We start from the raw sequence: 23,087 nt of genomic DNA on the forward strand, positions 1-23,087 counted from the left end.
TTAAGAGTAACTATCAAATCCTAAGGGGTGGCACATATGGCAATGTCTTTTGATTCCTACATGAAAGATATGGTTAAACCGATGAGAGAAGATTTGACTCGTCTGGGTATTACGGAGCTTCTGACTCCTGAGCAAGTAGAGGAAGCAATTGAGAAATCCAAGGATGGCACGATGCTGCTTGTCGTGAACTCCGTTTGTGGCTGTGCAGCTGGTCAATGTCGTCCAGGTGTTGCGAAAGCCCTTCAGAACGAAACCGTACCAACTTACACGTACACGGTGTTCGCTGGTCAAGAGAAGGATGCTACGGCAAAAGCGCGTGAATTCTTGGCGCCATACCCGCCATCATCCCCATCCATCGCGTTGTTCAAGAACGGTGAGCTAGCTCACTTCATTCAACGTCACCAAATCGAAGATCGTTCCGCAGACATGATCGCTGGCGATTTGATTGGTGCTTTTGAACAATATTGCAAATAATACAAGCAAGGAACCATAAGGGCCCTACCTGCCAATGAGCAGGTGGGCTTTTTTTATTTTTGGGGCGTGGAAAAGCAATCCTTGAGGACCTGCAGGAGCAGTAAGTCGAAAAATCGACTTACTGGCACTTCCCTTAGCTATTTCTGCACATCTACTTCAATCCGTCTCCTTCTGCACATCGGCTTTCAAACTAGCTATCTCTTCCAACCTAAACAGCACCTGCGTCATTATCAAGCTGTGGCTTACCACTTCCGGAACGAATAGCTGGAAAAAGTACAGCTAATTTTAGCGTTTTCATACCGCTGCTAATGCTCGATTGGTGTGAAATTAGATGTAGGAAATCCAGTTAATCGTTAGTGGGGCTTGGAGTGAAGGTGTTTGCGGGGGAAGGTTTGGTTTGTGAGATACTGGAGTAAGTTGTGTTTGAACGAAAGTGGGAAAAAGCAAAAAGAGCTGCCATCAAGTAGGAGGATTCCACTCCTAGACGGAAAAATCGACTTACTCGTCTTTCGCGAGGCTGTTTTTTCCATTACACTTTGAAATTTGAAGGCTGAAAGTCTATACTAATGCTTAAAGAAGGCATCATTCCAAAATTTAGATAAAAGGTGGAGAGTTGCATGAGTTTGCAAGCAGAAATTATCGCTAAGCTCGGCGTTAAACCGGAAATTGATATTGATGAAGAGATCCGTAAACGCGTAGATTTCCTGAAAAATTACGTGCTTGGCGCACACGCGAACGGCCTGCTGATCGCGATCAGCGGCGGTATCGACAGCGCGGTAGCGGCAGGACTATGTAAGCAAGCTACGGACGAACTGACAGCGGAAAAAGGCAAAGAATACAAAACCGTCGGCGTGTTCCAGCCTTATGGCCAGCAAGTCGACATTGAGGATAGCTATGCTGTAGCCAAAGCCTTCGATTTGAAGTATCAAATCGAGAACAACATCGAAGAATCCGTCGATGAGATTGCCATCGAAGTCGAATACGGCCTCAAGCATATCGGCGTTCACCAGCATGTGAGCCGCGGCGGCAAAGGCAACATCAAGGCACGTACGCGCATGGTCATGCAGTATGCCTTGGCTTTTGAACTGGGCTTGATCGTCGTAGGTACGGATCATGCTTCTGAAGCAATCACCGGCTTCTTCACGAAGTACGGCGACGGTGCGGTTGACATTACGCCGCTGAGCACGCTGAACAAGCGCCAAGTGCGCTCGCTCGCTGCGAAGATCGGCGTTCCGCAAAGCGTGCTGGACAAAGCCCCGACAGCCGGGCTTTGGGACGGTCAAACCGACGAGGATGAGCTCGGCATCACCTATGGTGATAACAGCGACTACCTCGAAGGCAAGCAAATTGATCCAGCTGTGCAAGAGAAGCTGGAGAAGCAGTATTTGAAAACGGAGCATAAACGGATCCCGATTCCAGGGGTTTAGGCGTTAAAGTATAGAGACTATCCATGTTAAACATGGATAGTCTTTTTTTATTTCTCGAACGACTCAGCTTGACAAGTTTGGATTACAACTGTAATATTCAATTTGTATTACAGTTGTAATCCAACCGAAAGGAGGAAACGATGTGAAGACGGTCCCTCATATTACGGATGCCGAATGGGAAGTTATGAAGGTACTCTGGAACGAATCACCACGCACGGCTAATGAAGTTATTGATGCCATGCAGGAGAGGACAGAGTGGAAGCCCAAAACAATTCGAACCTTGTTGAACAGGTTAGCGCAGAAGCAGGCGATATCATTTACGCAAGAGAACAGAGTGTATGCTTACTTCCCTTTGGTCTCTGAGGGTGAGTGTGTGAAGTCGGAGACGCAATCTTTTTTGAAAAGAATTTATGGCGGGGCCTTTAAGCCGATGCTCGTTAATTTTTTGAAAGAGGAACAGTTGTCAGAGGAAGACATCAAAGAGTTAAGAGATATGCTAGACGGTAAAAGCAAATGACAAGGAACCCGAGATTGGGCATCGCTTCAGCAAGGTTCCACTTCTAGGAGTGAAGGGAGGGGTGAACGTGAACCAAATGAGTGAACTTCTTACTGGTTTTTTTGATTGGATCATATCGGTATCGATCATGGCAACCATTACAGTTGTGTTCATCATGCTGATTAAGCGCATTCTGCATAAACGGATAAAACCTAGATGGCACTATCTCATGTGGCTGTTGGTGCTCGTAAGACTGCTCCTACCTTGGCACTTGGAGAGCAATTTAAGCATTTATAATTGGTTATCTTACCCTGATACGATTCACGAACTCGATCAAGCAGTGGAGATAGGAACGCATGAGGAGTTGGCAGTTGGTGACTCAATGGCGAATATTTTTTATAAGTATGCCATGTATGTATGGTTGCTGGGGATTGTCCTATTTGCGATATATACGTTTGTGATCAACCGTAAATTTGTGCTGAAAATAACGAAAGAAACGAGACCGATATCGGACATCGGCATCATGCAGTTGTTCGCTCAGTGTCAACAGCAAATGTCGATACATAAACCGGTCACATTAGTGGTATCAGACAAATTGTCAATGCCGACGCTATTTGGATTCAGGAATCCCTGTTTAGTTATATCGCAGACGGTAATTAACAGTTTGAACCATGAACAATTACGGCATGTTTTTCTACATGAACTGGCACATTGTAAACGAAATGATATTGGCGTCAATTGGCTAATGCAATTTCTGTTGATTATTCATTGGTTCAACCCTGTACTTTGGTACGCATATCAACGTATGCGTGAAGACCAGGAGATTGCAAGCGATGCCTTAGCCCTTTCTTATATAGAGCCAGCCAAAAGAGAAGAGTACGGATATACACTCATTCAATTATTAGAAAGCTATGTACGTCCCGTAAGTGTGCCAGGCAATGTTCATTTATCCGGAAACAAGTCACAGTTAAAGAGGAGAATTATGATGATTAAACAGTTTCAATTTAATTCGTATCGTTGGTCGTTCCTAGGTTTGGCCGCCATTCTCATCATTAGTGGTTGTTCATTGACGAATGCTAGTGTAGATAAGAAGTCAGCAACGGAATCGAATTCTACGATTGTTGATCAAAAGACAACAGATACAAGCTCACTAACAACGGGAACGGATAAGAATACCTCCATAGAAACCGTAGGTGAAACCAAGGCGGCCGACGTAGTGACACCAACCACTCCAACGGTGGAGTCAAGTCCAACACCAACACTAACACCTGCGCCAGCTCAAGCAACAGAGGGATCAGCACCTGCAGCAGCCCAAGAAGTGAGGAAGCCAAGTTCAGCTCCAGCTCAAGTTGTGGAGGGTCCAAGATCAGCGCCTGCAGCAGCCCCAGCGGTGAGGGAGTTAACGTCAGCACCGACAGCCGTGCCAGCAAGTAAGTAAACCTAATCGAAGAAGACCCGAGGCAAAGTATGCCTTGGGTCTTTTTTTATAATCAAATAACTGTAAAATATATAGCTAAAATTGTCGTATTATCTAAGATTTAGCGAATAGATGGAAAAAATACAGCTAATATCAGCGAGATTGGCCGTTTGGTGGACTTTGGTGGAAATTAACTGTAGGAAATCCATCTAGTGCTCCCAAATGGGGAGAAGTAGCAAAATTAGCTACATAAAATCCATTAATTTGTTTAGTGCGCGTAGAATAGGCTGGATGGTTAAGCGGTTTAGGAGTAGAAGGAGGATTAGGAGTAGAGGTCACCCAAAAAATAGTAACCATAGCTGAACTTTGAAGCCTTACATCGTCCGAATAGAAGACCTATAATGAGTGAAGTGAAAGTGCTTACAAGGAAGAAGACACAGGAGGTGCAGCCAGAAATGAAGACGGAGACGGAAATCGCCACTCCGAATCACAAGTCAGTCCCCTTCCGCAAATCAGCGTCAAGGCTGCTCCGCATCGTATATGCACAGCGATATTTGCAGGTCATGGCGTTGCTGGGCGTCGTGTGGATGATCATTTTTCACTATGTCCCCATGTACGGGATCATCATCGCCTTTAAGGATTTCAATATTGTTAAACCAATATCGGCAGCACCCTGGGCGGGGCTTGAGCACTTTAAGGCTTTTCTGGAAGATGACAATTTGGCAAGCGTCATTAAAAATACCGTCGGGATGAGTGTGCTCAAACTCATTATTGGCTTTCCGCTTCCCATTGTGTTCGCGTTATTTCTGAATGAACTCCGTTCTATCCGTTTTAAGAAGCTGGTTCAAACCATTTCCTATTTACCCCACTTCTTATCTTGGGTTATTCTCGGTGGCATACTTGCCACATGGTTAGCTGACGTGGGCTTAGTCAATAAAGTTCTCCTAGCGCTCAATATCATCCAAGAGCCTATCAGTTATCTCGCAGAGCCTTCGTATTTCTGGAGTATTATCATCACCTCCGATATCTGGAAAGAGCTTGGCTGGTCGGCAATTATCTATTTAGCTGCGATGTCCGGCGTATCCCCGGATATGTATGAGGCGGCTACGATTGATGGGGCAGGACGCTTTCAGAAAATGTTCTATGTGACCCTTCCATCCATTAAAGGAACGATCACGATCCTCTTCATTCTTTCTGTGAGCGGTATTCTGAACTCCAACTTTGACCAAATTCTCGTACTCAAAAACCAACTAAACGCCAGCGCCAGCAACGTGATCGATGTGTATGTGTATGAAGTAGGTCTTCGTCAGAGCCGCTTTTCCTATGCAACGGCGGTGGGCTTAATTAAGTCTCTCATTTCACTCATCCTGCTGCTTTCGGCGAACTTCATCACCAAGCGTCTTAATAACACATCGTTATTTTAAAATCATCATGCTTCAATGCTAGGAGGTGAGCCAACGATGCTTTCCCTGAATCGCAGAACCTACAAAGAGGCTGCATTCGATCATTTCAATTTTATTTTCATGCTAGTTATCTGCTTCGTAACCATCTATCCGATCTGGTATGTGCTGGTCAATTCCTTCAATGAAGGGAATGACGCCATGCGAGGGGGAATTTACTGGTGGCCACGGGTGTTCAGTATCGACAGCTATAGGGCTGTTTTTGCGAATAATGGCATTATGCTTGCAATGGGAGTAACGGTAGCGAAAACACTGATAGGTACCGTGGTTCACGTGCTTTTTACAGCGATGGTTGCCTACGCATTTTCCCGCAAGGAGTTAATCGGCCGCAACGTCTACATGCTGATCGGTACGGTAACCTTATTTTTCAGCGGAGGCTTAATTCCGTATTACTTGTTAATTCGTGATTTAGGGATGCTCGACAGCTTCCTTGTGTATATCATTCCTGCGATGTTCAGCTTTTTTGATCTCATTATTTTCTTATCCTTCTTCCGAGAGATCCCGGATGCGTTGGAGGAAGCGGCGAAGATTGATGGCGCGAATGATTTCAAAATCTTTTATCAAATTATCCTGCCAGTTTCCATGCCCGTCGTGGCGACGATTGCCCTCTTTCATGGCGTCTACCAGTGGAATGATTACTTTACAGGGATGATTTATATTAACAAAAGCGAGCTTCAACCGATTCAGACGTATCTCTATCGGGTTGTTGCGCAGTCCAGCTCCAATCAAATGATGGCCGCAACGACGGGAAGTGTGGCGAAGACGGTATCGTCTCAGTCGATTAAGCTCGCAACGATGGTTGTGACCACTTTACCCATTGTGTTGGTATATCCGTTCTTACAGAAGTATTTTGTAAAAGGTTTTATGATTGGCTCTATTAAAGGTTAGTCGCTTGGAGCTGAATGATACTGGTGGCCAGCTCTGTTCGTAAACAGAGATTACACATATGACAATGAATCAGAAAAGGGGAAACGCCGATGAGAAAACCACGCAAAACGCTAACGACCTTGCTTGCTTTATTTACAGCTTTTTCAATAACCGCCTGTACGACGGATAAAGAGACCAACACCAGTACTGCAAGTCCTGAGGCGACCAAGCCAGCTGAAACGGCTGCAGCACAATCGGCTGCACCTGTGGCGAATGCGAATGATCCCGGTTGGAAATCCGATACAAAGCCGATTACTTTCGATTGGTACCTCAACTTTTCATGGTTTCCTAATAAATGGGGCGTTGATGCTACTTCGCAATACATAACCAAGAAAACCGGTGTAAATATCAACTTTATCGTGCCTGCTGGCAATGAGAACGAGAAGCTGAATACGATGATTGCTTCCGGGAAGCTGCCTGACTTTATCACACTGGGCTGGTACGAAGATGCTGTGAAGAAAATGATCGAAGGCAATATGGTGCTTCCGCTGAATGAGCTTGCCAAACAGTATGATCCTTATTTCATTAAGGTCGCTGACCCGGCTAAGACCTCGTGGTACACACAGAAAGATGGCAATTTCTACGGCTATCCAAACGCTTCCTCCTCCTCAGAGGACTATAAGAAATACGGGCAAAACTTCGTATCCAACCAAACGTTCCTTGTGCGCAAAGATATGTATGAGGCGATCGGTAAACCGGATATGAGAACACAAGAAGGGTTCCTGAACGCGCTCAAGGCTGCGAAAGAGAAGTTCCCTGATGTGAACGGTCAGCCGCTGATTCCGCTAGGTTTGCATGAGTTCGGAGACTTAGGGAATAGTTCACTGCTTGATGCTGGTCAAAATGGTTCCATGCTGCAGAATTTCTTAGCGATTCCTTATGAAAAAGATAACAAGCTCTACGATCGTTCCACGGATCCAGAGTTCGTGAGCTGGCTCAAAACGTTCCGTAAAGCCAATGAAATGGGCTTGCTGGCCAAAGATATTTTTATCGATAAGCGCCCTCAAATGGAAGAAAAGATTGCGCAAGGCCGTTATTTTTCCATGTTGTATCAACGTTCTGATTTAGCGAATCAAAATATTTCCCTGTACCAAAAAGATCCGAACAAAGTCTACATCGCCGTAGACGGTCCAGCGAATGCTGCGAAAAGCCCACCAACCCTAGCAGGTCCTGGGATCTCCGGTTGGACAGTGACCTTGATTTCCAAAGACGTGAAGGACAAAGCAAGAGCGATTAAATTCCTGAGCTACCTCATTAGCGAGGAAGGCAACAAGGATCTGTACCTAGGTGAGAAAGGCGTAAGCTATGACACCATCAATGGCAAGGATCAATTTAAACCCGAAGTGCTGGATCTGATGAATAAAGACCGGGCTGCTTTTGATAAGAAATACGGCTCGTCCTACACCTTTTGGATGCTCATGGATACGAACATGAATCTGCAATGGGCTCCGCCTAGCGTAGAACCAATCAAACAACCTGAAGAGTGGACGAAAGGCAAGTCGAAGAGCTTCTCGCAGTACGATAACATTGTGCCAACAGGGACATCGGAAGAGGGGATTGCCAATACGAAAATCGCCCAGGCGTGGGGCAAAACGCTTCCGAAGCTGCTATTAGCCAAGACAGATGCCGAATTCGATCAGCTTTTCGATAAGTACCAAAAGGATCGCAAAGCAGCTGGATTGGATAAGGTGCAGGCCTATCAACAGAAAGAATTTGAATCCAACGTGAAGAAAATTGCCCAATCCTCAAAGTAAATCGATAAGATGACCTGAGAGCCCGAATTTATCGGGTTTTCGGGTTTTTCGCTGCAAATAGTTCCCGCATGCGCTGTATTTTAGTTTAAAATAAGAGAATTACCGAAAGAAAGACGGGATATGAGGCCATGGGATTCATGCTGGGCAAAGGGAGAATGCGGGTTACGCAGATAACGAACCGTATTTCGATTCAAACGAAACTAATCGGTGCCTATATCATCATCATTTTGATTCCCATTATATTGATTTCTTGGTATTTATTTAATGAATTTTACCAAAATACGATCCAAGACACCGTAAACAATAATCAATATGCGTTAGAGAGCGAGAAGGCGAGTATTCTTAACAATATTGAAGCGATGGGGCGTGCCGCTCAGTTTTCCATAACGGACAGAGAGGTTATTCAATATCTGCATAGCGCTCATGAGCTTGAAGTGTCCGAACTTGTTGATTTTAATATGAATACGTTTTCAAATTTGCAGCGCCTCCTGTTTAACAACCCGAATATCGCCAATGTGCGCTTGTTTACAGATAATCCGAATACGGAAGAGATTTGGCCCATTTTTCTAAAAGAGAACCGAATTGCCGATCGTCCTTGGTACAAGGATGTGCTTGCGCGTAAGGGCGAGGCTCAGTGGGAAATTTTACAGAATGAGAAAGATATTATGAATCGGTACAACACGGATAATGAAGCTAGCTGGACGTATGTATCCTTGTTGAAAGAAATCTATTATCCCAAGGACACGCGTGTCGCGATTCTTGAGGTTGATATGCTGATGGAGAAGTTTTTTCAGAAGCTGTTCAGTCCCATTCAGGATGGTCAGTCGCATATGCTCGTCGTCGATCGACATGGTGGGATGTTCACTGGGAATGGTGATGCGTTTTTCAAAGGCATGAACATGGAGCAGCTGCGCCAAGCGTGGAGTGCCAACCCGCATCCAGAAGGGTCTAATTTTACAGTAACCATCGGGGATACGCCGTACCTGATCTTAGCGACAGTCATCGATAATTTGGATGCTCACTTGCTGAATGTGGTGTCTTTAAAAGAACCCGTAACCCAAATTCGCCATACCCGCAATCTATTTATCGCGGCTGCTGTTGTGTTAATTGCGCTTTTGTCAGCGATTACGTATTTCCTACAAGGATTAATTTTGAAAAAATTGCATATCTTGCGAGATTCGATGAAAAAGGTTCGCAGAGGCGATCTCAATGTCCAGATTGATATGGATGCTGGCGGAGAAGTTGGCGAGCTTGCCCACCATTTCCGGCAAATGATGAAGAAGATGAATGAGCTCATTGTGGAGGCTGTGAACAAACAAGCGGCGACCAAAGAGGCGGAGCTGAGTTCATTGAAAAATCAGATCGATGCGCATTTCTTATACAACACGTTGGAAAATTTGAAAATGATGGCTGAAGTCGAAGCGCAGTATACGATTTCCAATGCGTTAACTTCACTTGGCGCGATGATGCGCTACAGTCTGAAGTGGTCCAGCGATCAGGTTCAGCTGCGGAATGAAATTCAGCATATTCAGAATTACATCGCGATCATGAACATTCGATATGATGATAAATTAGAGCTGAAACTGGATATCCCGAGCAGTTATTTAGAGCAAGAAGTGTTGAAAATGTCGCTTCAGCCCCTTGTAGAGAACGCGGTGAAGCACGGCATGAATATCGAGCGTGCCAGACGAGCGGGTGTCACGATCTGGATTCGTGCGAGCCAGAGTGCGGATGGCATGCTCATCGAGGTGGGGGATAACGGTGCAGGCATGTCAGCGCGTCAGCTGGAGGAGCTTCACGAAAAGATGCATATGGAGGATGCTTATTTTCATAACAAATATGGGAATAGGTCTGAGCGTGAGCAGGAAGGCAACGGCATTGGGATGCGAAATGTGACGCAGCGTATCAAAATGTACTATGGGAATGAGTATGGGATTTGGGTAGAGAGTGCGGAGGGGACGTATACCAAAGTATTCATGAAGCTGCCTTATTTGATATTATCTGGAGGAATGTCTACGGATGAGAAACATACTTATCGTTGACGATGAGAAAAATATCCGACTCGGCTTGAAAGCCATGATTGCCCGCGAATTTCCGGAAGCTTATACGTTCGAGTTTGCTGAGGACGGCGAAGAAGCGCTGCAACTGTTGCAGAGTGTCACTATAGATATTGTCATTACGGATATTCGTATGCCTGTGATGGATGGAATTACGCTGATAAATCGTATTCAAGAGATGGCTCAGAAACCTGCGGTTATCATTCTAAGCGGACACGATGACTTCCCCTATGCAAAGGAAGCGATCCGTTGTGAGGTGAAGGAATATCTCTTGAAGCCTATTATTCGGGATGAGCTGTCCAGCACGCTAGTTCGTTTGGAGAATGACCTGAAGCTGAAGGAGCAAATATCCGAGCAACTGAGCAGCTCCTTCCAGCAGCGGGAAGCTTTCAAGGAGAGCCAGTTGAGTTATCTGCTCAGGCATTCTCATATGGACGGTGAAACCATGCGGAGCAAGCTGGGGCAGATTGACATGGCATGGGTGGAGGCAGGGTTTCAAGTTGGGGTGCTTCACTATCGGGGAACGATACCGGGGATGAAGCATTCCGAATTTCTAGCTCGTATCCAAGATGAGCTTGCCCAAGTGCCAGACCACTGCCGTGATCGGCATGCGATCGTGCTGGATAAAGAAAACCAGCTAGTGTTCATTGCCGAGCAGGGTGATTTGTTTCCGTATTTAACGGAGCGGATCGCTGGGGCGGGTTATTTCATGTACAGCATGGGGGCAAGCGACTACACGCGTGGAGCGGAGCGGTTGCAGCCTGCGTATATGGAAGCTCTAGAGGCGCTGAAGTATACGTTTTTACAGTCGGGGCCAGGCAGTGTTAGTTATGAAAGTATTTGTCATAAAAATAAGGATTTCACTGTCCCTATTCCACTCATCCAGAGAATCGCCAATATGTTGGGAACGGATCGCAATAAGGAAATGTCCGCTCTGCTATTGGAAATACTGGACATGAAAACTGTAGCTCGGCTCGATATCGCCTATGTGGAGGCTGTGAGCAAAGCCTTGAATGAGCTTGTGTTTGATAAAGTATTTCATGTGTATGGGGGAGAGTCTGTAGAGATCCTGCGGCTGTTCAAAAAGGTCGGGGATATCTCGAATTTTTATTATTTCTCCGATTACTTTCATAGTGTCGAGGGTCTGTTGGATCGACTCAATGAGTATGTGCGCACGATGAAGACGTTCCATATTGATCACAGAGAAATGAAGAAAGCCACACAATACATACAGGAGAACTTTGATAAAGATTTGAATATGGCCATGGTTTCGAATCATGTTTCCTTCAATTACTCCTATTTCAGTCAGGCATTCAAGGAATACACTGGCGAAAGCTTCGTTCACTATTTGAAAAGGCTGCGCATTGTACGGGCACGTGAGTTGCTCGCCACGACGGACTTCAAGGTTTATGAAATCAGCGAGCGAGCTGGCTTCGAGAATGTGAAACATTTTAGCCGTGTGTTCAAGGAGATGGAGGGTGTTAGCCCCCAGGAGTATCGGGATTTGCGTGAAGTGATAAGCTGAGAAAAAAGGCCGTCTCCTAGTAGGTTCTTCTACTTGGGGACGGCCTTATGTGCGTGGGCACGCAGATGCCCAGGATATAAACGGCTAAGGCATGCGCACGCCGCGGGAGCTTTCGAGCAGCGTGTACCACTCTTCGCGACTCATGGTGTCCGCGATGCGAACTGCATCTTCACAAGCGACGATACGCTGTGCGGAGGAAGTTCCGATGACCGGCTGGATGCGTGCCGGATGCTTCATGAGCCAGCCGAGCACGATGGCTTCGGGCGTCGTTTCTTTCTCAGTGGCCAGCTTCTGAACAAGCGCGGCCGTTTTCTTGACGGTATCAGGCGCGTCAGAGATATCGCTGCCTGAGAACTTACCTTTGGCGAGAGGGCCCCATGCCTGAATTTGAACGTCGTTCATTTGGCAATATTCGAGGATGCCATCGGCGAAATTGACGCTGTTTCCTACCTTCTGATTCACCAGAATGCCTTGCTCAATCCAGTCCAAGCGTGCCAAACTCAACTCCAATTGGTTCACGACAAGTGGTTCAGGAAGTGAGTTTTGAATGAAGCGCATTTGTGCGGAAGTCATGTTGGACACGCCGAAATGGCGCACCTTACCTGCAGAGCGCAGTGTATTGAAAGCTTCCGCGATTTCTTCAGGCTCCATGAGCGGGTCGGGACGGTGCAGCAGCAAGATATCGATGTGCTCAACCCCAAGACGACCGAGAATACCATCGACGGAGCTTAGGATGTGATTTTTGCTGAAATCAAAACGCTGTGGATGCTGATCATCTTGGAAGCGAATCCCACATTTCGATTGCAAAATAATTTGGTCGCGCAAATCAGGTCTATTTTTGAGAACCTGACCGAAGACAGTCTCGGAGTTCCCTCTTTTATAAATGTCAGCATGATCGAACATCGTAATTCCAATTGATAATGCGGCTTCTACGGCTTTTTCAGCGGTGATGTAATCTTCCTTAGTTAATGGATTGCCGGCCCAATCTCCGCCTAATCCCATACATCCGAAGACTATGCGGCTGTTCGAAATCCCGCGTCTTTCCAATGGCATGATTTTCACAATGATGGCCTCCTAAGCTATAAGTTCTACGCATAGTATAACGCCTGATACAGATCAGCATAAGACCTGAAAATAGTGTTACTTACTTACCTTTACGTAAGCAATGGTCCTTGTGCATGTTATCTCACTTGACCTTAAGCGAGGAATCGGTTAAATTGTACGCAAAAGGCTAGTTCTGGAAAAAGAGAGGATCGGCTGAGGATGATCATTGGGGTCGGAACGGATTTAATTGAAATTGAGCGGATAGGCAAAATGCTAGAGGGCTCTTCAGGAGGTCGGTTTATGGAGCGGGTCTTGACACCGGCGGAGCGAGAGTTGGCACAGAAGCGCCGTGGACGGCTCGCGGAGTTCGTTGCTGGCCGTTTCGCTGCGAAGGAAGCGATCGTGAAAGCCATCGGCTGCGGCATTGGCAAGCAGATTGGTTTTCAAGATGTAGAAGTGCTGCCGGACCTACTAGGTAAACCGGTCTGCACCGTGACAGATGAGGCCTTGCTGCGCGCAGGCCTTCAAGGCAGTCATCGTCTTCATATCAGCATTACGCATACTGGGGCTATGGCTGCCGCCTACGCGATTGTTGAGCAAGTATAAGTAGCGACTTCCACCTATGCCGCAATCTGCAGCAAAATAACTGGATTTTCTGCATCTAAATGACCGGGATTTCGGCGTTTAAAGCAAATAGATGGATTTTCTGCTGTTAATTTCAGCCGATTGAGCTAAATTAGCTACTATCGGCGAAAATAGATGCAGAAAATCCATCTAATCGTTGAAAAAAGTGAATTTCCCCTAAATTAGCTGGAGGTTTGCTCTTCTGTCAAGAAAGTGGACGTCACTAAGTTATGCGACCTGCTGGTAGTATAGCTGCTCAAATTGCTCAGGTGACATGTAACCAATTGTGCTATTCGACCTTGTCCTGTTGTAAAAGAACTCAAGATACCGATACAGCTTCTGCTGAGCTTCTTGTTTGGTCTTGAATTTTGGGTTGCTATAGATGAATTCACGCTTCAAAATGCTATGAAATGCCTCAATACAGGCATTGTCATAACAGTTTCCTTTTCGACTCATACTTGGTGTTATCCCGTAGTTTTCGAGCTGTTTGCGGTACTCTTTGGACGCATATTGAGAACCTCGGTCGGAATGGTGAATCAGGTCTTCTCTAGGCTTCTTCACGCTATAAGCCTTCTTAAGTGCATCTAAGACGAGATCCGTTGTCATTCGGTCACACAGTTTCCATCCAACAATTTGCTTTGTGTAAAGATCTAATATGCTTGCAAGGTAGAGCTTTCCTTGACGGCATGGAATGTAAGTAATATCTGCTACCCATTTTTCATTTGGCTTCGTTGCAGCAAAATCTTGCTGAAGGAGATTGGGCGCAATCGGCTGGTCGTGGTTAGAATCCGTTGTTTGCACTCTGAATTTACGTGCCATGCAGGAGCGTAACCCTTGTTCACGCATAATAAGGCCGACCGTCCGTTCCGATACGCACAAGCCTTCCTTTAGAAGTTCTTTGTGTATACGTGGGCTGCCATAGATTTCATGCTTCAGTTGAAAATAGTATTTAATACGATCTGTTAGTTCCTCTTTACGCTTGCACTGCTCAGAGACGTCAGCTGTTTTCCATTTGTAATATCCGCTCTTGGACACTTTTAAAACGTTGCACATCTTCTCCAATCGAAACTCAGAGCGGTGATCTTCAATAAACTGAAATCTCAGTTCCTTTCTTTGCTGAAGATGTGCATGGCCTTTTTTAGAATTGCGATCTCTTCCTTGAGATCTTCGATTTCCCGTTTCTGATCATCAATGAGTTGAGACTGCTCGCGGAGGTTTTCCACTTTGTTCACAGGCTCATGATCAAACTCACGGTATTTCCCCAGCCAATTTCGAAGAGTACCAGGATTAACATTCAACTCGTCCGCGATATGCTCTAAGGATTTAGTCTGCTCTTGCACATACTTTACAGCTTCACGTTTAAAAGTTTCATTATATCGTTGTCTTGATTCGCTCATGGAGAGACACCTCTTAGTTAATTGTTAAGCTTATTATTACTTCTACACTAAGAGACGTCCACTTTTTATTCTAAGTGCAGTTTTCCAGTTAATTTGCCCCCTGTTATCAGCATTACGCAAGGTCGTCCAACGGCTGCGGTTTATGCGATAGTTGAGCAATTGCTGGTGCGCGCCTGAGCCCGTGTTGGGGCGGTTGATACTTAAGTACCCTATCTTCTCCAAACCCGCAGCATATACCCGCTAACAAGCAGGCTGATACCGCCCATTCCCTCGAGAATCACGCCCGAATACCCCAAATACCACACGCCCATCACCGCGGCCAGCGCGAAAAGCCACACTCCCAAATATATAAGAGGCCTGCCAAGCAACAGTCCGACCTGCACGAAACCAATCGCGAGTAGGAATGAACGCAGGATAGGGGCGAAAAACGGGTTCACCGCACCAATCGCCTCCATGAAAGCAACGGCAGCAACGAGCAGTGCTCCCGGCAGCACTAGTAATACCGGATGGCCCCAGCCACCTTTCACAGCATCATCCGTTGTACGCGTATCCGCCGTGTTAAACAGTTTCCGCATTCCCCAAATTTGGATCAAGCTGGCCACCACGGCCGTAACGAAAGCCGCTTGCTTCAGCCAATCTAGGTCGCGCCAGTAAAGGGCAAAATCAATGATTGCGCTGAATATCCATTCCGCGCCCCAAATGAACAGCAGGGTGATTAAGCCCTGTGCATCACGCAGCCAATCTTTTCTCTTATTTTCTAATTGTTGTTGCCCCGTGTTAGTCAAATCAGCTTGCTTCGACGTTTGCATACATTCACCTCTAGTTTTATGTTCCATACTTCTCGTATAATGGTACCATGTCCATTCATCCATTATAACTTGAACGTGCCCCATAGAGAAGGAGAGCTCATGTACAGCGAAGAACAGAAGATGTATTTTTCTAAGAATCTCTTGGATTGGTACCAAACACATAAACGTGATTTACCATGGCGAAGAAGTAAAAACCCTTATTATATATGGATTTCCGAAGTGATGCTGCAGCAAACGCGTGTGGATACCGTGATTCCGTATTTCCATCGGTTCGTTGATCAATTTCCAACTGTCGAGGCCTTAGCAACGGCACCAGAAGAAAATGTGCTCAAAGCGTGGGAAGGACTCGGCTACTACTCGCGAGCGAGAAATCTGCAATCAGCAGTCAGAGAAGTGCACGAACGTTACGAGGGCATTGTCCCTGCTAACAAAGAAGACATTTCTGCGCTCAAAGGTGTGGGTCCTTATACATCAGGCGCGATCCTCAGCATTGCCTACAATAAGCCGGAACCGGCTGTGGATGGCAATGTGATGCGCGTGCTTTCGCGTTATTTTCTTATCGAAGAAGATATTATGAAGCCATCGACGCGGACGATTATGGAAAAGCTGGCGCGGGAGCTCATTTTGGAAGGGACCGCCAGCGACTTCAACCAAGCACTAATGGAACTGGGGGCCATGGTGTGTACGCCGAGGTCACCACACTGTTTGACGTGCCCTGTAATGGCCCATTGTTCGGCCCGTGAAGCTGGCATGGAAGAAGCGCTGCCTATTAAAAAGAAAGCCAAACCACCCCGCCCAGAGCTGCGGGCTGTGGCTCTCATCGAAGGTACTGGGGAGCATGCAGGCAAATGGTTGATCCGACAGCGCCCGCAAGAGGGGCTGCTCGCTCGTATGTGGGAATTACCACATGTCGAGTGGGCGACTGCTGCCTGGCAATCGGATGAGGACAACCAGGCTGCACTTCGCGAAGCTCTCGCTGAGCAAGAGAAAATCGGTATCCAACCCGACATGTGGTTTATGGATACCGAGCATATTTTCAGCCATATTGTGTGGAAAATGAAGGTATACCGCGCTAAGCTTGGCGATGCGAACCGTCCGAGCACGGGGCAGGAATGGATTCCGTTCCATTACCGCTGGGTAGGCCCGGAGGATCTCCAAAACTATGCGTTTCCAAATGTTTTCGTACGGATCATGAAGGAATGGCAGGAGCGCAGTGACATGTAGCGAGGCTTGTATGATGAATTGAAAAGATACAAAAAGAGACCCTTTCGGGTCTCTTTTTCATTTTTGGCGAAAAAACCAATGTATGAGATTCATCACAATGGAATATCAATCAATGGTTGAGTAAAACATGGAAGTGTCCCAAGGAGCCTGTTCGCCCAAATAACAAAAAGGAGTTGATGTTAATTGGAATGGTATCTGAAGGTAATAACGAATTACGTCGGGTTTCAAGGTAGAGCAAGACGAAAGGAATATTGGATGTTTGTGCTGTTCAATATTATTATTTCAATCGGACTTGCGATCATTGAAGCCATTATCGGAACGAATCAAGTATTGTCCTTTATTTATTCATTAGCGGTTTTGCTACCCTCACTAGCCGTAGGATTTCGCAGATTGCATGACACAGGTAAAAGTGGTTGGTGGCTGCTCATTGGGCTGATTCCTTTGATTGGTTCCATCATATTGCTCGTGTTTTTCTGCCAGGATAGCGATGCCAACGATAATCAATATGGTCCAAACCCGAAGAGTTAGCCACTCGCTGCCTTGGTTTACCGAATCTCAGCCCGAATCGCCTCGATGTTGCGTAATGTAATTAATTTTTTATCAATGAAAATGAACTCATCATCCAACAATTCCTGCAAAACTTTCGTAACGGACTCACGCACGGTACCTACGAGGTTCGCCAACTGCTGGTGAGTCAGCTTCACATTGATGAGAATACCGTTTGGCGTAGCACTTCCGTGCTGCTCAGACAAGCGAATAATCGTTTTAATAATACGTGAGCGTACCCCAAGGAACGTCAAATCATAGATTTGATCATTAGCATGGCGCAGTCGCTGCATCGTCGTTTCCAAGAGCTTTAGGCATAGCCTAGGGCTCTTTTCCATGAAGTCCGTAAATGCCGTGCGATTGAGCACGTACAGCGTACAAGATTGCATCGCTTCGGCGGTTGCGGAACGAGTTAAACCGCTGCTAATGAGTGACATTTCACCGAAAAAATCCCCATCTCGAAACAACGCCAGAATAATCTCCTTGGCTTCATCCAAACGATATATTTTCACCACGCCGGTATGGATTAAAAATAGTTCTTCGCCAGCATCTCCCTCGACAAAAAGAATGGTTCCCTTCTTCACTTTCTTTTCAGTAAATAATGGGGCGATCCCAATTAAGTCTTCTTCAGCAAGCTCCTGAAAAAGGGGGATATGTTGAAGTAAAGGAACGATGGTCTTCAAGGAAGCGTCAACTCATTTCAGCTTTAGATTTATTTACCAATATCGTACAACTTCGCTTTAATGGCGTAAAGAGTCCTAGAGAGCGCTTTATTCCGTTTAAGGTGTTTATCGAGGAAAATGTAAATAAAATGTGAATTCTTTGCGAAAAAAAATCTATTACACAAAAAAAAGCGACCCTCAGGGTCGCTTTTTCAATGCCTATTACTTCGCTGCGTCGTAACGTTTGCCAACTTCGTTCCAGTTAACAACGTTCCAGAAAGCTGCGATGTAGTCAGGGCGTTTGTTTTGGTAGTTCAGGTAGTAAGCATGCTCCCAAACATCAAGACCAAGAACAGGCGTTTCGCCTTCCATGATCGGGCTGTCTTGGTTCGGCAAGCTGTATACTTTCAATTTACCAGCTTTGTCAACAGCTAGGAAAGCCCAGCCAGAGCCAAAACGTGTAGTTGCAGCAGCAGCGAAATCAGCTTTGAATTTATCAAATCCACCAAGCTCGCTGTCAATTGCAGCTGCTAGTGCGCCTGTTGGTGCGCCGCCAGCTTCTGGTCCGATTGTTTCCCAGAATAGGGAGTGGTTAGCGTGTCCGCCACCATTGTTACGAACTGCTGTGCGGATATCTTCAGGAAGGCTGTTAAGGTCAGCGATCAGGTCGTTAAGGGATTTGTCATGCAGAGCTGGGTGTTTGTCCAAAGCTGCATTCAAGTTTGTTACATAAGCGTTATGGTGACGATCGTGATGGATTTCCATTGTCTTTGCATCGATGTGCGGCTCAAGAGCCTCGTTAGCGTACGGAAGAGCGGGTAGTTGATGTGCCATTGAATAAATACCTCCTAAAAATTATGTAGTTTCAATCTCATTATGAAGGAACGAAGCTAATAAAGCAACATTTGTGTTTACTAAGTCGGCAGACTCTTAAATGCCACGACGTTCCATTTCTCGCGTGATTTGATTATGCATGGCTGTATCTTGCTCATGAAGATAGGGAGATAAGTCGCTCATAGTCCGGTGGAGCTGAAGGAGCTCAATTTCGGTCCATTCTTCAGGCTTTTTGGTGCTCAGCAGCTGAAAATCAGGAATATTACGGGGATACTCGCCTTCGTTATCTAGTTTAATAATTTTATCTGGCATAGGTTTCACCTCTTTCGTTATCGGAATATCCTCCTATAAGATGGTTTTATTTCATGCATCTCATTCATGCTTAAATGGTTTCGCCCATATTCTTTATTTTCGTCTCCACATGAACATTCACCTCGGCTTCTGAGAAAGCGTGCCCCCATTCATCCTGCACGTGTTCCCAAGCTTTGAACTGATAGCCGCGCGCATAAAGGCCAAGGCCGATAGGGTCAACTTCATGCTTCTGCATGTTCGTAACCAAAGCTTTCATTTGCTCATCTAACTGCTTATTGATTTCGGCTTCAAGCCTAGTCGCTTCATGCCTCACATCGTAGGTGAAAGGTTTTTCAGTCAATTGAATAGGAATGGAGAGTTGGATATCAAAAACGAACTTATTCTGCTCGAAGGTGACTTTAATGTCCCTTTTGACACGTAACGCATAGAAGCTGAGCGTGCCTGTTTCAAAGATGGAGTCGCCTTGCTCTTCTGGAAGCTTGATGGTAAAGGATAGAGCACCACTTTTCTCCTTTTGAAGCATTTGAAGAAGTTGGTTTTCATTATTGTTGATGGTGTATGCATACTTTCCTTTTTTACTCAAAAGCATTGTGCCCGCTGCCACAACTTCCGTATCTTTGCGGAGGTTAGTTAAGTAGGGCGTAATTCCTTTCTCATACATTTGCCGATGAAGCTCAAATAGTGTTGTGACTTGTACCAGGTTGCGCATATGAGCGGTATCCAATAGCTTGGCAATATGCAAGGACATTCTCCGTTTATCTGCTGGCGCAAAGTTCATAATCTCCTCGACGGAGCCCTCAACCGCGATGACTCTGGCCGTTTCAGATGTTTTGGGGTCACGGAAGAAGACATCCAGCAGTTTAAACCAGTCGTCATGGGCCAAGATGCGTTTGCTTATGAGCACATTTTGAATTTTACCTGCGCTAATAAGCGCCGAAGCACGCGAGTCTAATTTGTTTCGGCTATCCCTCACGTTAATCGATGTTACTTTTATGACTTCATTTTTCTCCTTGGCTTCTTTGTTAAAGACGGGACTTGATGCATAAATGACGAGGTTATTATCTTTATCTAAATCCATCCCGACCATGAGAACAAGCGTCACATTTTCTAAGGGCATCTGATCTTTACAACTAGATATCAAAATGAAAAGAGCGAAAAGCGGAAATAAAATAAGGCTCGTTCGCATCGGCTTCATGGCGAGGCCCTCTTTAAGATTCGACGCATGCCTGCTAGAATGCCCCATAAGAGTGGCGGCATAATAAAAACGATCCCGATTCCGATATTTTGAACAAAATCTTTTAATCGCTCACTTTCATTCCAACCAGGCTTCAAAATCCATGTGACGCCAACCATAGCGGCAAGAATAAGGAGGATATGTAGTCGGGGCTGCCCTTTGAACCCAAGCTGCTGTGTACAAATAACAGCAGCATACAGCAGTGGTATGAAAGTTCTTACGACAATGAGCAAGTAGGTGGAGAGGATTAGAATATCAAAACGTTCCAGAAAACGAAACTCAATGATTTTAAATAAAGAGATGACTGTATTATGGTATTGTGTTATTTCGTCTGGACTGAAATTGACAAAAGCAAGTAAGGTAAACAGCATGTAAACGAAGAAGGTAATCGAATTCGCAATAATAATGCCGAGAGAGGCAGAGCTTTTTTTTTCTAAGTACGGGTATAGAAAGAAGGCAATCTCAAACCCGATAAAAGCCAGAATGTTGGTTCTTACAGTTTGTAAGATAGGCGTCCAGCCATGTTTCATGATGGGAAGCAGATGAATCCAGTGCGCATGTTTGAATAGATAGAGGGAAGTTAATAGTAAGCCGCTAGAAAGGAAAAGGAGAATTTCAGAATAGCGGCCAATAATTCGAAATCCACCCTTGGTGATCATATAAGCCGGAATAAGGAAAAGCAGCATGAGAATGGCAATATTCGTTTGCTGCATGACCCAATTCTGAACCAGCAGGGCCATACGACTATAAATTAAATAAATGAAGAGGAGGAAATAGCCGACAAACATAACCATTCCCAATTTTCCAACCCATTTTCCAAAGTAGTGACTCAGTAAATCAATGATCGTACCATTGGGGTGCCTTCTCATGATCTGAATGATAATCAGGCTGATGGCCATAGAAGCGAGCCATCCGATGATTAAAACAATCCATCCGTCTGTCCCGCAGCCTTTCGCAAGATCGCCCGGCAAAGGAATGAGGCCAATACCGAGTTGAACACTGTGAATGATCAAAATATATTGAAACAGCGTAATCTGATTGCCTTTGCCTGGATTCATGAAGAATCCCCCCCTTCCTGTTTCATCTTGCCATATCGACGCTTTTGAAGAGACCGTACACTTTTGGGGCGGTGGACCATTTTTTTGAGCGGTAGGCGGATGAAAACATCTTTCCAGTCCGCCATTCGCAGCGGTGCAATAGGAGAACTATATGGCTCTCCGAGTGATTTTAAACTAATGATATGAGCTAGGATGACCATGGCGCCTGCCATCATCCCAATGATTCCATACATGGACGCGATCGTCATCATCGGAAAGCGAATTAAACGAACGGAAGCCGCCATGTCATAATTCGGAAGGATGAACGAGGCAACCGCTGTAGAGGCGACGACAACGACCATGAGGTTGCTCACAATGCCCGCTTGTACCGCTGCTTGTCCGATGACAATTCCTCCTACAATCCCCACAGTTTGGCCCACGGGCGCAGGAAGACGAACGCCAGCCTCTCTCAGCATTTCGAGCATAATCTCCATGATAAGCGCCTCTATAAAAGGAGGAAAGGGGACCGCTGATCGAAACTCGCCTATCGATAAAATCAAATCCAAAGGAATCAGTTCATGGTTAAATGACACACAGGCAATATAGAAAGCGGGAAGAAATGCAGCGATGATACAGGCGAAGAAACGAAGCAGTCGAAAGAACGTAGCAACGGGCCAGCGCGTGCTGTAATCATCAATACCTTGAAAGAAGGCGGCTAATCCTACAGGTGCTATCAACACGGAGGAAGATCGATCCACAACTACGCAGAATCTTCCTTGCAGCAGCTGAGATGCAGCTGTGTCCGGACGTTCGGTTGTAATCATCTGTGGGAACAGGGAGAAGGGGTTATCTTCGATTAACTCCGCAAGCTCGCCTGTATTTAAGATGCAGTCGATCTGCAAGCTGGAGATGCGGCGCTCTAATTCCTGACGTATTTCCGGAAGAGCTACATCTTCTAAATATAAGATGGATACTTTGCTTTTGGTCCTGTTTCCGACATAGAATTCTTTAATCTTGAGCTCTCGGCTGGAGATGTATCGACGAATTAAGGCAATATTTTGACTACCTGTTTCAATAAAGCCTTGATGTGCGCCTTTAAGCGATGCTTCGACCTGAGAATCCGAAATGCCTCGTTGCGGCCAGCCTTGTGTTTCTAAAGAAAAGGCATGAGCTTGCCCATCGATGAAAAGAATGCTGTATCCGCGCAAAATTGCATTTTCTACGGATTCCCAGTCAAGGAGGCTTTTGATTTCTCCTAAAGCGACAGACAATTCATCCCTGTCATCCGTAGTCGTGTGAAATATGAGTTCGTGGAGAACGTTATTATTGATGGAGTTTTTATCCACTAGCCCATCGAGATAGGCAAGAGCTGCTGGAACCCCGGATTGTTTATATGTAAACGTGCGAACGATTAAATCTGGCGTATCACTGAAAATCGTAGCGAGTTGAGCGATATTCTGCGATAGGGCAGCGTTTATTTCGACAATTTCGGATGTGGCTATTTCCTGTTGAGAGTTAGCATTTTTCTCGAGCATCCGATTTGCGGCTTTTAATATGCGGCGGAGCAGTTCCATGTTCAACCATCCCATAAATTCTCAATTTCACAGTTCTGTCTTTCATTGTTCCTTGGCATGTGTCATTTTATGCGTCTTAGAGGCTAGATCATAACGAATCGCAAGGAGGTAGAAAGAACTAGAATAATCTGCAAAAATCGAGTGAATAAAATTGAAAACGCTTGCATTTAAGCGCTTTCAAGAGATATTTCGAAAAAAACAAAGTTTTTTGTGAATTTCATCACATTTTCAGCAGGATTTCGTGTTTTTTTGT

At 45.6% G+C, this 23,087-nt stretch carries 22 protein-coding genes; 12 read left to right on the forward strand and 10 right to left on the reverse strand.

The window, feature by feature from the left end:
* Window positions 1-36: 36 nt before the first annotated feature.
* The 9 genes from ACSQ8P_RS02520 to ACSQ8P_RS02560 all read left to right on the forward strand — a co-directional run bounded on the left by ACSQ8P_RS02520 (window position 37) and on the right by ACSQ8P_RS02560 (window position 11,537).
* The gene (locus ACSQ8P_RS02520; protein ID WP_068665909.1) at window positions 37-474 is read left to right on the forward strand and encodes a BrxA/BrxB family bacilliredoxin; all 438 of its coding nucleotides are present in this window, start codon (window positions 37-39) and stop codon (window positions 472-474) included.
* A 617-nt stretch (window positions 475-1,091) separates the two neighbouring features.
* Entirely contained in the window at window positions 1,092-1,901 is an 810-nt protein-coding gene (gene nadE, locus ACSQ8P_RS02525; protein WP_436233763.1) for an ammonia-dependent NAD(+) synthetase, read from the forward strand.
* A gap of 184 nt (window positions 1,902-2,085) precedes the next feature.
* Complete coding sequence (locus ACSQ8P_RS02530) at window positions 2,086-2,418, forward strand: BlaI/MecI/CopY family transcriptional regulator (RefSeq protein WP_436239435.1); 333 nt, start codon at window positions 2,086-2,088, stop codon at window positions 2,416-2,418.
* A 76-nt stretch (window positions 2,419-2,494) separates the two neighbouring features.
* Window positions 2,495-3,835 carry a M56 family metallopeptidase gene (locus ACSQ8P_RS02535; RefSeq protein ID WP_436239436.1) on the forward strand — a complete coding sequence of 447 codons (1,341 nt, stop codon included), beginning with the start codon at window positions 2,495-2,497 and terminating at the stop codon, window positions 3,833-3,835.
* Between the two features lie 434 nt (window positions 3,836-4,269).
* Window positions 4,270-5,238, forward strand: coding sequence for an ABC transporter permease (locus ACSQ8P_RS02540; protein ID WP_436239437.1), 969 nt, complete (start codon window positions 4,270-4,272; stop codon window positions 5,236-5,238).
* 36 nt (window positions 5,239-5,274) lie between these two features.
* Complete coding sequence (locus ACSQ8P_RS02545; RefSeq protein ID WP_173118172.1) at window positions 5,275-6,162, forward strand: carbohydrate ABC transporter permease; 888 nt, start codon at window positions 5,275-5,277, stop codon at window positions 6,160-6,162.
* Window positions 6,163-6,251: 89 nt separating this feature from the next.
* Window positions 6,252-7,955: an extracellular solute-binding protein gene (locus ACSQ8P_RS02550; RefSeq protein ID WP_436233764.1), complete on the forward strand. Its 1,704-nt coding sequence runs from the start codon at window positions 6,252-6,254 to the stop codon at window positions 7,953-7,955.
* A 128-nt stretch (window positions 7,956-8,083) separates the two neighbouring features.
* A complete protein-coding gene (locus tag ACSQ8P_RS02555) occupies window positions 8,084-9,997 on the forward strand; it encodes a sensor histidine kinase (RefSeq protein ID WP_436233765.1) in 1,914 nt (637 codons plus the stop codon).
* Window positions 9,975-11,537 carry a response regulator gene (locus ACSQ8P_RS02560; protein ID WP_436233766.1) on the forward strand — a complete coding sequence of 521 codons (1,563 nt, stop codon included), beginning with the start codon at window positions 9,975-9,977 and terminating at the stop codon, window positions 11,535-11,537. Before ACSQ8P_RS02555 ends, ACSQ8P_RS02560 begins: the two co-directional genes overlap by 23 nt.
* Window positions 11,538-11,621: 84 nt before the next feature.
* On the opposite strand, the gene ACSQ8P_RS02565 is transcribed toward ACSQ8P_RS02560, so the two are convergent.
* Window positions 11,622-12,599, reverse strand: a complete 978-nt coding sequence (locus tag ACSQ8P_RS02565; protein ID WP_436233767.1) for an aldo/keto reductase — start codon at window positions 12,597-12,599, stop codon at window positions 11,622-11,624.
* Window positions 12,600-12,851: 252 nt separating this feature from the next.
* Here ACSQ8P_RS02565 and acpS point away from each other — a divergent pair, with 252 nt between their 5' ends.
* Window positions 12,852-13,187: a holo-ACP synthase gene (acpS, locus tag ACSQ8P_RS02570; RefSeq protein WP_436239438.1), complete on the forward strand. Its 336-nt coding sequence runs from the start codon at window positions 12,852-12,854 to the stop codon at window positions 13,185-13,187.
* Window positions 13,188-13,433: 246 nt separating this feature from the next.
* Here acpS and ACSQ8P_RS02575 read toward each other — a convergent pair whose 3' ends face one another.
* The 3 genes from ACSQ8P_RS02575 to ACSQ8P_RS02585 form a co-directional block, all read right to left on the reverse strand.
* Window positions 13,434-14,309, reverse strand: a complete 876-nt coding sequence (locus ACSQ8P_RS02575; RefSeq protein ID WP_436239439.1) for an IS3 family transposase — start codon at window positions 14,307-14,309, stop codon at window positions 13,434-13,436.
* Entirely contained in the window at window positions 14,306-14,602 is a 297-nt protein-coding gene (locus ACSQ8P_RS02580; RefSeq protein ID WP_436233768.1) for a transposase, read from the reverse strand. Before ACSQ8P_RS02580 ends, ACSQ8P_RS02575 begins: the two co-directional genes overlap by 4 nt.
* Before the next feature lie 209 nt (window positions 14,603-14,811).
* Window positions 14,812-15,438, reverse strand: coding sequence for a hypothetical protein (locus tag ACSQ8P_RS02585; RefSeq protein WP_436233769.1), 627 nt, complete (start codon window positions 15,436-15,438; stop codon window positions 14,812-14,814).
* Window positions 15,439-15,510: 72 nt separating this feature from the next.
* On the opposite strand from ACSQ8P_RS02585, the gene mutY reads away from it, so the two are divergent.
* Window positions 15,511-16,635: an A/G-specific adenine glycosylase gene (mutY, locus tag ACSQ8P_RS02590; protein WP_436233770.1), complete on the forward strand. Its 1,125-nt coding sequence runs from the start codon at window positions 15,511-15,513 to the stop codon at window positions 16,633-16,635.
* A 183-nt stretch (window positions 16,636-16,818) separates the two neighbouring features.
* The gene (locus ACSQ8P_RS02595; protein ID WP_436233771.1) at window positions 16,819-17,163 is read left to right on the forward strand and encodes a DUF805 domain-containing protein; all 345 of its coding nucleotides are present in this window, start codon (window positions 16,819-16,821) and stop codon (window positions 17,161-17,163) included.
* A gap of 17 nt (window positions 17,164-17,180) precedes the next feature.
* On the opposite strand, the gene ACSQ8P_RS02600 is transcribed toward ACSQ8P_RS02595, so the two are convergent.
* From ACSQ8P_RS02600 to ACSQ8P_RS02625, 6 genes are all read right to left on the reverse strand, one after another.
* Window positions 17,181-17,864, reverse strand: a complete 684-nt coding sequence (locus ACSQ8P_RS02600) for a Crp/Fnr family transcriptional regulator (RefSeq protein ID WP_436233772.1) — start codon at window positions 17,862-17,864, stop codon at window positions 17,181-17,183.
* 201 nt (window positions 17,865-18,065) lie between these two features.
* Window positions 18,066-18,677: a superoxide dismutase gene (locus ACSQ8P_RS02605; RefSeq protein WP_028555379.1), complete on the reverse strand. Its 612-nt coding sequence runs from the start codon at window positions 18,675-18,677 to the stop codon at window positions 18,066-18,068.
* Between the two features lie 96 nt (window positions 18,678-18,773).
* Window positions 18,774-18,989, reverse strand: a complete 216-nt coding sequence (locus ACSQ8P_RS02610; protein ID WP_436233773.1) for a hypothetical protein — start codon at window positions 18,987-18,989, stop codon at window positions 18,774-18,776.
* A 70-nt stretch (window positions 18,990-19,059) separates the two neighbouring features.
* On the reverse strand, window positions 19,060-20,184 hold the full coding sequence (locus ACSQ8P_RS02615; protein WP_436233774.1) for a Ger(x)C family spore germination protein: 1,125 nt from the start codon (window positions 20,182-20,184) through the stop codon (window positions 19,060-19,062).
* Window positions 20,181-21,281, reverse strand: coding sequence for a GerAB/ArcD/ProY family transporter (locus ACSQ8P_RS02620; protein ID WP_436233775.1), 1,101 nt, complete (start codon window positions 21,279-21,281; stop codon window positions 20,181-20,183). Before ACSQ8P_RS02620 ends, ACSQ8P_RS02615 begins: the two co-directional genes overlap by 4 nt.
* Window positions 21,278-22,795, reverse strand: coding sequence for a spore germination protein (locus tag ACSQ8P_RS02625; protein WP_436239440.1), 1,518 nt, complete (start codon window positions 22,793-22,795; stop codon window positions 21,278-21,280). Before ACSQ8P_RS02625 ends, ACSQ8P_RS02620 begins: the two co-directional genes overlap by 4 nt.
* Window positions 22,796-23,087: the final 292 nt, after the last annotated feature.

The sequence above is a fragment of the Paenibacillus sp. LjRoot153 genome (assembly GCF_964253085.1).
Classification (GTDB): domain Bacteria; phylum Bacillota; class Bacilli; order Paenibacillales; family NBRC-103111; genus Paenibacillus_E.